6 protein-coding genes are annotated in these 12301 nt (G+C 55.6%); 1 reads left to right on the top strand and 5 read right to left on the bottom strand.

From position 1 onward, the window contains the following. Positions 1 to 287 precede the first annotated feature (287 nt). Complete coding sequence (locus PV433_RS07230; RefSeq protein ID WP_332071509.1) at positions 288 to 2525, top strand: helix-turn-helix domain-containing protein; 2238 nt, start codon at positions 288 to 290, stop codon at positions 2523 to 2525. A gap of 155 nt (positions 2526 to 2680) precedes the next feature. Here PV433_RS07230 and PV433_RS07225 read toward each other — a convergent pair whose 3' ends face one another. The 5 genes from PV433_RS07225 to PV433_RS07205 all read right to left on the bottom strand — a co-directional run bounded on the left by PV433_RS07225 (position 2681) and on the right by PV433_RS07205 (position 12132). Further along, complete coding sequence (locus PV433_RS07225) at positions 2681 to 3826, bottom strand: M20 family metallopeptidase (protein ID WP_332071508.1); 1146 nt, start codon at positions 3824 to 3826, stop codon at positions 2681 to 2683. A gap of 491 nt (positions 3827 to 4317) precedes the next feature. Continuing rightward, positions 4318 to 7956, bottom strand: a complete 3639-nt coding sequence (locus PV433_RS07220; RefSeq protein WP_332071507.1) for a heparinase II/III domain-containing protein — start codon at positions 7954 to 7956, stop codon at positions 4318 to 4320. A gap of 45 nt (positions 7957 to 8001) precedes the next feature. Next, complete coding sequence (locus PV433_RS07215; RefSeq protein WP_332071506.1) at positions 8002 to 9015, bottom strand: Gfo/Idh/MocA family protein; 1014 nt, start codon at positions 9013 to 9015, stop codon at positions 8002 to 8004. A 7-nt stretch (positions 9016 to 9022) separates the two neighbouring features. Continuing rightward, entirely contained in the window at positions 9023 to 10327 is a 1305-nt protein-coding gene (locus PV433_RS07210; protein WP_332071505.1) for an ABC transporter substrate-binding protein, read from the bottom strand. A gap of 452 nt (positions 10328 to 10779) precedes the next feature. Further along, positions 10780 to 12132, bottom strand: a complete 1353-nt coding sequence (locus PV433_RS07205) for an extracellular solute-binding protein (RefSeq protein WP_332071504.1) — start codon at positions 12130 to 12132, stop codon at positions 10780 to 10782. Positions 12133 to 12301 lie beyond the last annotated feature (169 nt).

Genomic DNA, 12301 nt, shown 5'->3' with positions numbered 1-12301 from the left:
TTTCTATCGACACGCATGCCGTTTTCCTTTCGGTTTCGAATGCGGCGGAAACCGCTTTCACAATTAACCATACAATCGCCGCCCCCTTCCCGCCAGTATCTATTTTTGCAATCGTATACGTACGTTGCGGCACATCAAATGATGCGAATTACTATAAAATATGTAAACCGAACGGCTATTGACTTGGAACGATGTTCGTAATACCCTTATTTAGTCAAGGCGGCATTCCTACTTCCGATTGTGGCATCGTCGTGAATAGAAAGCGTTTCCATATGGAGGGGACGGCTTTGAAAACGAACTCGTTATTCGTCAAAATCCTTTCCGGGTTCATCGCGGTCATCGTTCTCCTGCTGACGTTTAATCTCGTCTCGTACACGTTTTTTCACCGGAACATCCGTGACGAGATTACTACGAGCAGCCAACAAAATTTGTCCCATATGGCCGACCGGTACGAGAATCATATCCAGTCCGTACAGCTTTCGCTCGTCGGGCTGTTCTTCAACAACCAGCTGTCCTACTTGTTCGACGCCGACCGTTCTGCCGCGAACGACGCCGTCAATCAGCTCGTCAAGCGAATCCGCGATATCCGCGAAAACGACATGCTCTTTTTGCAGGACGTTATCGTCCAATTCAAGATGAACTCATTCGTCGTGCATCAAGGCGGTCCCGACCGGCTCGAATCGCTGTACGCGAGCACGTACCGAAGCGCCCCGTACGGAGTCGACTTCTGGAAGCGCCAGTTCGACGCCGGGTTCAAGCTGCGTCTATACCCGCAGGCGGAATTTACGAATTCGCAGCAGATGAGTCACGGCGACTTATTCCCGCTCGTGCTGAAATCGACGACCGATCCAAATATGTATATCACCGCTCTGCTCGACGCCGAAAGTTTGTTCCGCACGTTCGACAGCCGGACCGCCGGCTATTTCTACATCCTGGACGAGAGCGGCCGCACTTTGTTCAGCTCCGACCGCAGCCGTCCTTTTGAGCTTTCCTTCGATCGGCTCGACCTGACGAAGGACTATGTGAAGGCGGATAACAACTACTTTTTTTTCCGGAAAGGCGACGTCACCGGACTGACGTACACGCTCGTCATCCCAAACGAGAAAATCGCTAATCAGATGTCGCGCATCAATGTCGTGCTGCTCCTTCTGCTCGTTCTGGCGCTCGTTATCAGCGGGGCGTTGTCCGTCTTCGTCAGCATCCGTTTCTACACGCCGATTCAGAACATTATCGAGACGATTCAGCGATACGGTCCGCAAGTGCAGTCCCCCTCCTCGAAGCGAATCGACGAACTGGGGTTTATCGACGCGAACGTGAAGCAATTTTTGCAGACGAATACAGACATCAGCCGCGACTTGCGCAACCAGCAATCGCACTTGACGCACCTGGGCTACATCCGCAAGCTGAAAAACATCTACACCCGGCCGAACGAGCTGCCGATCGCGGAAAAGCCGTTTTATCTCATCGTGTTCCAGCTGTCGATGACCGGACGGTTCCGCGAGCTTCCGGCGGCGGAACAGGAGCGCGCGATGTTTTTCATCAAAGAATTCATCGGCATTTCGCTATCCGAGAAATATCCGGAATCGGTAACGCTGCAGACGGAGAAAAATCAGGTGCTGTCGCTGCTCTTCACGGACGGCGAGGCGAAAGGCGTATTCGAAACGCTGGAACGATTCAAGTCGGTGTTCGACCGCGATAAGCAGTACGGCTATTTGACCGTGGCGTTTAAGCCCGAGCTCGTACAGCCGGGAAGCATAACGGAATCGTATGAGGATACGCTCGAAATGGTCGGGCGGCGCAAGCTGCTGACGGAAACGCAACTATTGAGCTCGCTCGAGCCGGAGCCGCTTTATGTCGGATTCTCCCCCGCGCAGGAGCAGGAACTGTATGCCAACCTGCAGACCGGTCAAGCGGAGAATGTCATGCTGCTCATCGACCGGGCCCTGCGCCGTATGGTAAAGGACCGTGCGACCGAGGAGCAGTTCCGCGCGTTCGCCAAAGAAATCGTCGCCAAAACAATCAAAGCGATGGTCGCTGCCAATGTGGACATCGATTCCGTGCTGGACCGGCAGTCCCCGTACCAGGAAATGAAGCTTTGCGCCTCCGTGGACGAATACCGGCAGCTGTTCGAACGGTTTCTCTCGCAGGCGTCAAGCCGGATCGCCGAACGGAAAGAGAAAAAAGACCCTGTCGTCGAATTCGTTCTTGACAGCATTCACAGCAAATACCACGAAGATTTGTCGCTGGAGCGCGTTGCGGGCGGCCTCGGACTGACGCCGAGCTACGTGTCGCGGTACGTGAAGGAAAAGACAGGCAGCAATTTTTCCGACTATTTGAACGAAGTGCGCATCGGCAAAGCGAAGGAGCTGCTCGCCAAGTCGAGCACCCCGATCCGCGACGTCTCGGCCCGGGTCGGCTACGTGAACGTCACGTCGTTTATCCGCATGTTCAAAAAAGTGACCGGCATGACACCCAGCGACTATCGGCGTTCGGAAAACGGCCTTAACGCGGAAAAGCCCGGCTGAAACCGGGCTTTCTTCTGCATAAGAACCGGAAATGTCCCGGTTCCCGGCCGCCGCCTTACTGCCGGGAAACTCTGCGGATACGACCGGGGGCTGCGGATCACGGGGATCATTTCTCCGTTGTTCGCATAATCATCCGGTATGGCCTTCGTGCAAGGTCAGGCCCACTCCCCGGACGTCTGCAGACGGACCAACAGCTTGGCCAGCAACGCGGCGCGGACGGGCAGGTGATCCAGCTCCACATGCTCGTATTCGGCATGAGGGCCTTCGCCGACTGCGCCCAGACCGTCCAGAGTCGGAATCCCGAGAGCCGCGGCAAAGTTTCCGTCGCTGCCGCCTCCGGCCGCGCTCTCCTGCAACGCGAGCCCGAGCTCCGTACCGCACTCGGAAGCGAGACGGAACAGCCTTTGCGTCTGATCGCTTCGCACCATCGGCGGGCGGGAGACGCCCCCCTCGACCGTCAGGGTAATCCCGGGCAGGAACGGCTGCAGTCCGGTGATCCGTTGATGGACGCGCTCGGATTCTTCCAGATTGACGGTACGGACGTCAACCTGGAGCTCCGCGTATTCGGCCACCACATTGGCCCGGTTTCCGCCACCCGCAGCGCCGACATTCACCGTCGTTCCTTTGGCATAGTCGGTTAAGGCGTGCAGTTCGATGATCTGGCGCGCCATCTCCTCCACCGCGCTGATTCCATCCTCATGATGATTGCCCGCATGAGCGGCTTTGCCCCGGATTTGTATCCGGTATTTGCCGACGCTTTTGCGCGACGTTTTGAGTGCTCCCGTACGGGCGACCGGTGGCTCGAGTACGAGAACGGCTCCGCTTTTACCGGCCTCTTCCTCGATGAGGGCACGCGAAGTGCCGCTGCCGATCTCCTCGTCGCTTGTGCACAGGAACACGATTTTGTGCCGGGGCTTCCATCCGGTTTCCTTAAGCGCTTTCACGGCCCATAGCGACTGCACGATCCCGCCCTTCATATCCAGAATACCCGGACCGTACGCTTTGCCGCCCTCTACCCGGTACGACAGGCGCCCGGCCTCCCACACAGTATCGAAATGCAGTAAAATCAAAATTTGCGATTCGCCTTCACCGTAAGTAAACCGCATATGATCGCCGACAGCCGTCTGAGGGAACAGCTCCGCATCGATGCCAAGATGATGCACGAACATCGTCCGGAGTTGTTCCCCGCACCGGTCTGTCAACGTTTTGTCCAGCGAGGGGGATTCCGCTTTTACGAGCCGTTCGAGATCCTCTGCGATTTCTCCTTGGCAGGCTTTTAAGTACTCATAGATCCGCTCCATAATTGAACTCCTGATTCATTCATTTTTAGAGGTTGTTCAAAAAGTCCACTTTTGATCACGAAGCAGATCAGGAAGCCTACTCGACATCGAATATGGAATTCAGCCGGAACTTCCGGTGCTCACGTAGCTTTCACTACGCTCCGCTCCTCATTTCCTTGCTTCATCCCATCTTCTCGGTGCTGAAAACCGGACTTTTTGAACTCGCACTTTTAGAAAAGCAAATACAGGATCTTCCATCCACATGTATTCGCGTTCACCGGCCGGATTTCCTGCCGTCCCGGTCGCACATACCACTGATGCGGTTCCCCCCTCCTGCCGGCCGAAGCCGGTATCCTGAAGATCAAGACGGTCAGCCGCCCCCAGAGCTGGCCGGTAAAGCGCAAAAAGGGGAGCTATGCAGGCTGACTCCCCTGCACAACTCCCCCGCCGGTCAAACACTTATTTATGAACCTGCTCCTTCTCCCGCCAGGCCCCCCATTTTGAAAGTGTTATTAATACTGCACGGAGTGCGGGGCTGCACCGGCTTGATGATGGACCGGCTCCGACTCCGGCGAGCGGCTGCCATAAACGCTGATGCCGTCAAACGTAAACGTATGCGTACCGTTCCAGCGCTTGGCCGGGTAATAGCTCATGATCGACGTACCGTCCGGGCGAATCTCGAAGCCCGGATCATATTCGTCAAATACGATAACGGTAGAGCCCGAATCGCCGATCGTCTCCTTGATCCGGAATCCTCTCGCCGATTCGTCCGGGTGGGTTACGACGACGTAGGCTCCACGCATTGCGTCCGCTGCGGCAGCGCCGATTGGCGTGCGGGTAACGATACCGTTGTACGGGTCGCCGTTCGCCTTCCGTTTCGTCGACGTAATCTCGCCCCGAATCGTGCCCATACCCGTTAATGCAACGCCGCCTGTCGCCAGCAGCGTGCCGCCGATCAAATACATCGACCGGACGACCCCGTCTTCGGTCCGGACAAACCCCATCTTCCCGCGCATCGTCACCCCGTCCGCGACAATCGTCTGATCCGGATGTCCGGTCGAGCTGATCAGGAGATCCGTAATGCGGCCGTAGGTTACCCGGATCGCCAAAGCCCCCTCCGGCCCTTCGCTAAGCTGCAGCCGCTCGATCGTCTCGATGCGCGGCCCCGCCGCTCCCGCATAAGGCTCCATCACGGTAACAAACGTGCTATTCAGCCGGGTGCCGTCGCGTCTGAGCACCAGCTTCGGCATATCGTACTTCGCCGCTTCGTCGTTCGTATCTGCGCTCTTGCCCGACAGCCGCGTAGAACGGATCGACGGCGAGCGCGCCAAGTATAGCTCATTGCCGCCCGGCTCGAGCAAGCCGGTTATGTTCATTTTCGCTTTCTCCGCCCCGTCCTCGCTCGTTACCAGCGTAACCTCGTAGCGGTCGCCCGGCAGATGCGCCCGCTTAACGTTCCGGATGGAGATGTAGCCGTAATAATGGCCTTCGGCACTCCCCCGTTCATTAAACTGTTCCGCCTCCTTCACCTTCGTACCCGGAGGCAGCAGATGCGGACCGAACTCGCCCTGCTCCAGGGCGGTTTCGAACCAGGCGTCACGGTTCGCGTCTCCCTGCAGCGTATACTCGTGGCGGCTGCCGCCCGATACGCGGAACAGATCGACCACGTAGCCTTCGCCCTCCGCCGCGCCCGGAAACAAAATAAGCCAGGGCTCACGGCCGTACTGGTCCACGCCTTCGTAAGCTTCCTTCTGATCCGCCCGCATCGCTTGAACGTCTCCCATCGGCGCGAACAGACTGATGCGGCCGCCGTGTTTCGAGACATCGTCGATTTTCATATCTTTGCTGTCTACGACAACCGTGTTGTGCCCGATCGCCGACAACGTGAACGCCCGGTCCTTCGTATACGTGTAACCGAGATCGGGAAGCAGCTCCTGCCCTGCCGCATACAGATTCAGCTGCAGCGGCCCGTAGTGGTTATGGCCGTATTTCGGCTCGAACTGCAGCCATACTTGCGTCTGATCGGCTCCGGTCCCCCCCGCGAGCCGTGCGATTCCCGCCGCAGGCATCAGCAGCGGGCCGGCATCCAGGAGCGGTGATCCGGCCATGTCGGATGCCCAAGCATCCTGAAGCGGCAGCAGCTTCCCGTCGGGGTATACAAGCAGATTGTTGTTGCGGACCGACATTCCGATCGCCGGGTACACGGTCCTCATATCCAGATTATCAAACCGTCTGCCGGTACGCGGCGATACGTAACCGTCCGGGTCGCTGTAGCCGGACAACGCGTCCGCAGCCTGGGCCAGACCGTTCGTCGACTGCACGTGATACGACGGCGCCGCTTCCCTCCAGTAACCGTCGGACAGAAACTGAGTCTCCACATAATCCTCCATCCACTGGAAGGCGTTGTGGATATAATCCGGTTCGTTCAGCGCTTTGCCGGCTTCGATCAATCCGAGCCATTGCGTATAATTCATATTCCCGAGCACGTACGGATAAGCGAGCGCATATTGGATCGACGGAATGAACATATCCCGGACAATCTTCCGGTCCACATCTTCCCCGACTTCCTCGCTTAACACGTCGAAGGCGTTCGTCTGCTTGACCCGATCGTAAGCGCGCAGCAGCGGACGCAGGCTGTTCAGCTCGGCGACCGACCAGCGGCACCACATGCCGCCCCAATAATTAAACGGCGGGCCGGACGTTATGCTGATCGGATAGTTGTGCCAGATGTAATCGGTCGTCGGCACATAGCCTTCGTATACTTCGGCGAACCGGTACAGCAGCCTCGCCGCGCCAAGCGCATCCGTCCCGGCGATCGTTTCCGTCTCCGCAACGGTGTAGTGCCTTTGCAAATACCAGAGTCGGGCGGACAAAAAGTAACGTTTGCCTGCTTCATCCTCATAATACGGATAGTCCACGGCTTCGCCCTTCCGGTTGATCGCCGTTACGACCTTCGTTTCCGGATACCGGGCGTTCGGGTATACGGTTCCCGTTTTGATCGAGACGAGGCTTCTACGGTCGTCCGACAGCTTGAACAGCTGGTCCGGATGCAGCTCGGGCATTTCCGGCAGACCGGTAAAAATAAATCCGGTTTTGTCCGGAATCAGCTCCAGCGTATGCTGCACATGGCGAGACGCGGGCTCAGGTTGCACACGTACCGGATTTCCAGTCGAAACAACCTTGGCCGACACGGCAAGCCCCGCTTCGATCCATTCGTCCCGGTCGAACGAAAGGATCGCAAATAATCCGTCATCAGGACAATCCCCGCGATACACACACATCTGAAGCTCGATCAGACCGCGAGCGGAAACGGGAGGATGCTCGAACGTTAACACGCGGCGCGTTCCGTCCGTACCGCTGCTTACCCGGGGCAGCGGCATCCAATCGCCTGAAGGAGCTTTCCATTTCAGCGCAAGCTCCGATTGCTGCGGACCTGTGATCCCGTCCTCCTTAAACGATACCTCCTTATGCGTGAAATCGACGTAACGGAGTCCCGCGTCTTGCGGGACCCATCTCCGACCGGTCGGCGTCCTGGCGAAAAACAGACTCCCCAGCCGGCCTTCATCGATTACATTGCCATTCACCATAACGATGCTGCTGCCCGTGTCCCAAAACCTGGACGTTCGCACCGGAACCCAGCTGATCAACGGTTTCGAGCCCAGATGATGGACGTGTACGACATTCATACGCCAGCGCGTTCCGGGTGACGGCGGCGCGGAGCCGAGCGAAGACCAGGAAACCTTGGCCTCCACAACCGTCCGGTCTCCGGCATCCATCAGCGAGCAATCATTTACTTGCACGGTGATTGGCTGTAAATCCGTCTCCCCCCAACCCGTCTTGATCGTTTTTGCAGCAGGCGTAACCGGGATGGAGACGATATAATGCGGTTCTCCGGGCTTCATCGTACTTACGATCAGCTCGATTTTGTCCAAAACCGGCCGATCCTCCGACGCAAACGTGCCCGCTATATACAAATGGGTTGAATCATAGGCCAGCTTGTAGCGGGGACCGTCTGCTACCCGTTCGTTGAAGTAAGCCGTCCGGAAGTCGTCCAATATGGCAGCTTCGCTCCATTCCTTCTCTGCGAGCCCGCCATCGGCGGCGGGAGTTGACGGTATTTCCGCCAATACCGCCCATTTGTTCGTATTCATCGTCCTCACGCCCTCGTTTCTGTTTGGCGTTCTAAACCTATACCGTCATTTCCGGTTAGCCCGAAGCAGCTCCTGGATCTGGCTGACCTGCTGCTCCGTCCCGGTCTCGTGAGAACGGTACGCCGCCTCGACGACGGCGACGACGGACTGGCCGTAAGCGCCGGAGGTGGAAAGCGGCTTTCCGTATTCCACCGTATCCAGCACGCTCTCCAACTGGGCGACGAACGCATCGGCCGACGGCGGAACAGTAACCGGCGTATAGGTGCCGTCGGTTCCGATCGACAATCCTCTCCGGATGCCGATCCGCAAAGCGCCGTCGGTGAACAGCAGCTCCGTCTCGTTGGCGGGAACGCCTTTGTAGCCGGACAGCGAGACCGTAACCGGAACGCCGGACGTCGTCTCCATGAACAAGGCGGCGCTTCCCTCCACGTCGGTTGAGCTCCGATAAGTCATGCTCGCTCTAACTGCGGCGATCCGACTATCGGTCAGCCATTGAATCCGGTCGATCGAATGACTGCCCAGATTGATGACCACGCCGCCGCCCGACTTCGCCTTTTCCAGAAACCATGCCGGACGGCTCGCCTGGAAATAGTTCCCCCACCGTTTATCGTTCACCATCACCAGCTCGCCGAGCTGCCCCGATGCGATAATCGACTTCGCTGCGATATGCTCGGCGAAAAATTGCTGCATATGACCGACGGCCACAACCACCCGGTTGCGCTCAGCGGCATCGTTGATCTCCATACATTCGGCGACGTTTAACGCCATCGGTTTTTCGAGCAACATGTGACACCCTTGTTCGGCGCACCAGACCGCGGCTTCTTTGTGTAAAAAATGCGGCAGCGTGATGATCACCAGATCCGGCTTTTGTTCCAGCACCATCTGTTTGTAGTCCGTATAAGGTAACAAGCCATACTCCGAACCGAGCTGCTGCGCCCGTTCTTCGAGCACATCGGCTATCGCGACAGGGCGGGCTCTTTCCGAGCTTTGCAGCGCCCTCAGATGGGTATGCGCGATTTGACCGGCTCCGATTACAGCTATTGAATACGTTGTTGTCATGTTTGCCTCACCTTGAGTTCGCATCGATCACTTTCTGAGCTTCTTCCTCCGCCATGCGAAGCGCGGTATTCATATCGGTAGTGCCCTTGATGATCGACTCGATATATTTGGTATGAATCGCCGAGATGGCGGCATCGCTCTTATTTGTAATCGGGAACGGTGCGTATTTGTTGTAGATGACCGCTTTCCAGTTTTTCCCCGCCGGTTTTGCTTCGGACGCGAAGTTTTTGATGAACGGCTCGGTGATTTTCGGGACGAGGTACCCTTTCTTCGCGAGCGGCAGCAAGTTTTCGTCCGATACCAGATAGGAGAGCACTTCCATCGCCGCTTTTTTGTTGCGCGTCTGCTTCGTCAATCCCCAGATCGTCGAATTCATCGGGCTCCCTGTATTCTGAGCTTCTTTGAACGACGGCAGCGACACCATATCCCAGTTGATCGTCTCCTCCTGCATTTCCTTCGTGACGAGGGCGATACCGGCATTAAACAGCAAAATCCCCGTTTTGCCTTCGGTCAGTCTGGTCGTGCTGCCGGAAAACGCCCGGTTGTCTCTGCGGTACGCTTCGTTCAGCGCCGGGTTTCCATAGACGATCTGGAAGTACGATTTCCAGCGTTCATCCGTATTGATCGTCGGTTTATTCGTTTTCGGATCGACGAGCGAGATGCCGAGCTGATTCCATGACGTCATAACGCCGAGATGGCCGGTGAAGCCGTAATAGTTCACACCGCTCTCGCTTCTTGTCAGCTTGGCGGCTACATCCATCACTTCGGTCCATGTCATGCCGTCCTTCAAGTAAGGCACCCCGAACTTGTCGAATATCGATTTGTTGTAAAACAGCAAGTGATTGATCGCCGATCCGCCGGGAATTCCGTACATGCCTCCGTTCGATATAGTCCGGATGTACTGGATCAGTTGCGGCTCGAATTCGTTCAAGTTGATGTTGTACTCTTTAATATAAGGGCTCATGTCCACTTCAAGCTTCATATTCACGACATCGCTGTAGAAACCGGTGCCAGCCCGGCCGACGATATCGATCGGCACGCCTGTCGTGATGAGATCTTCAATCGTCTTGCCTTTTTGCGATTGATCGATGTGGTTGATCGTATAGTTCGGAAACTTCTTCCGCAATCCCTCCAAATATTCGGCGGTTATCGTAGCGTCAGGCGTGACCAAGTTGATTTCTGCCGGACCGCTCGGTTCCGGTTCCACCGGTTTTGCCGCTTCGCTCGGCTCCGGGTTATTCGAAGACGAGCAACCGGCCAGCATAGCCGCAATCGAAAGTGACGCAACTGCCAAATGCAATTTCCTGTTCATGAGAACACGACCTCCGCTTTTTGTTTTCAATTCGAAAATACCCGCCAATTGAAACGCTTTCAAAACTGCACCTCCAACCTCCGCCCCCGTTCTGGTTTCCATAATCGCAATCATTTTTTTGTTGTAATTTTTATAATCACTAATTTAAAAACTACACAAGATCGTTATATCACTGGATTTAAGACTGTGTCAACGATTATAAAAAAACTACAGACCCGATTATTTTGTTTAAATAAAAACCAGACCACGCAAAGCCGCTCCCGGCAAACCGGCATGGTCAGGGCTTCTTTCAAAATCTGATTCTAATGGTATGCGCACCTGCTATGGAAGACGAATTCGCAGCAAAAAAAAGCCCAACCCCACTCGGTTATGTGGAGTTGAGCCTTTTGATCCGTATAATACCGGAATCTGACCGCACCTTTCTATTGAGCCTCGTCCGGGAAAAGAAAACGTCATTCTCTCTGCAATACGCGGGCGATCTCCTCGCATAATTCGTCCTCGTTGATCATGTTGGCGAAGTACTGCTTTAACTGCCGGAACACGAGCGCCAGCTCCCGGCTGGTCAAATTCAAATCCATATGCGTTCGGAGGGAGAACATCATCTCCCGGTATAACCCGTACCGGGCCGGACGCCGCACCGCGCTGCCCGCATCGGTCGGCGACAGCGAACGCAGCCCCGGTATGCTCGTCGTGTGCTGCTGAATCGTCTTCTGCCCCTGCTCCCCCGTCAGAAAATCAACGAACAGCTCGGCTTCCTCCATATGAGGGGAAGCGGCGTTGATGCCGACCGCCGACGAGATGATCAGTGAACACGGCTCATGGATGTAAGGAACGGGAGCGATGTCCAGATCAACATCCGATTGAACGAACAAATTCAGGCCCATATAACTGACCAAAGTCATAGACAAGCGGCCTTCCAAAAACGGCTTGACGAAATCCTGGTTGCTTTCGGATAAAAAGGACGGGAACAGCTTCTTGTTTTGCATAAGCCGTTTCATCAGCTTGATGCTTTCAAGCAGCCCGGTTCCTTTAATCGATTTGAGCCGTGTACCTTCCCACTCGAACCGTTCTCCGCTTTGCAGCAAAAACATGGGCCAGCGGTTAATGTCCGGTACATGAAAGCAAAATCCGTATCGGCCTTCCACCTCGGATAATTTCTCGCCTGCGCGGATAAGATCGTCCCACGTCCAGCTTCCATCCGGCTCCGCCAATCCGGATTCGCGAAAATGAGCTTTGTTGTACATAAGAACGATCGGCGAGTAAACGACCGGCTTGAAAAAGAGCTGATCCTCATGCACAAATTGTTTCGTCAGCAGCGGATGCACGTCTTCGTTAGGAGTCAGCGGCTTCAAATAACGGAGAAGCTCTCTCTCCACGATTTGTCTGAAATGCAGCTCGCCGATCACGAAGATATCGGTCTTGGGCAGAGCATTGCCTGCGGGATACTCCGTCACCTCAACGGTGATCCAGGGATATTTCTGCTGGAACATGTCGAGAAGCCGCTGCAGGTCGCAATTTCGCCAGGTGACGTGAATGCACGCGAGCCGAAGCGTTACCCGCCGGGAATGAACCGACTTTACGCGATTGCCGACCTTCGGAATCTTATCGATGAGCCCTTCCTCGACGAGCAGCTCCAGCCCTTTGCGCACCGAGATATTGCCAAACTGAAACCGCGAAGCGAGCATTTTCTCGGAGGGCAAAAAATCGCCGACCTGGTAGTGCCCTCCGGTAATTTCGCTTCGTAACGTCTGAACCATATTTTCCAGCTGTATGCGGAATTGTTCGTTGGATGTTCTGCCTCGCATCGTCCCACACCTCATTACGAATGACACTAGCTATGGGCATCATTGTAGCATAACGGCATCGGAATATCATCAAATACTAAACTAGTACCTATACAGCTCTAGTTTTTTCTGCTATTTTTAAGTAAATAAAAATTACTTAAACATTAGTTAACGCCCCAACCTGCTTTCT

This window comes from Paenibacillus sp. GYB004, from assembly GCF_036577605.1.
Classification (GTDB): domain Bacteria; phylum Bacillota; class Bacilli; order Paenibacillales; family NBRC-103111; genus Paenibacillus_AB; species Paenibacillus_AB oceani.
Note: the sequence above shows the minus strand (reverse complement) of the source record. Positions and strands in the feature narration are given on the sequence as shown.

Excerpts from the sequence above, each read along its gene's own strand:
- PV433_RS07220 (WP_332071507.1), bottom strand. The coding sequence starts at position 7,956 with ATGAATACGAACAAATGGGCGGTATTGGCGGAAATACCGTCAACTCCC.
- PV433_RS07205 (WP_332071504.1), bottom strand. The coding sequence starts at position 12,132 with ATGCGAGGCAGAACATCCAACGAACAATTCCGCATACAGCTGGAAAAT.
- PV433_RS07215 (WP_332071506.1), bottom strand. The coding sequence starts at position 9,015 with ATGACAACAACGTATTCAATAGCTGTAATCGGAGCCGGTCAAATCGCG.
- PV433_RS07210 (WP_332071505.1), bottom strand. The coding sequence starts at position 10,327 with ATGAACAGGAAATTGCATTTGGCAGTTGCGTCACTTTCGATTGCGGCT.
- PV433_RS07225 (WP_332071508.1), bottom strand. The coding sequence starts at position 3,826 with ATGGAGCGGATCTATGAGTACTTAAAAGCCTGCCAAGGAGAAATCGCA.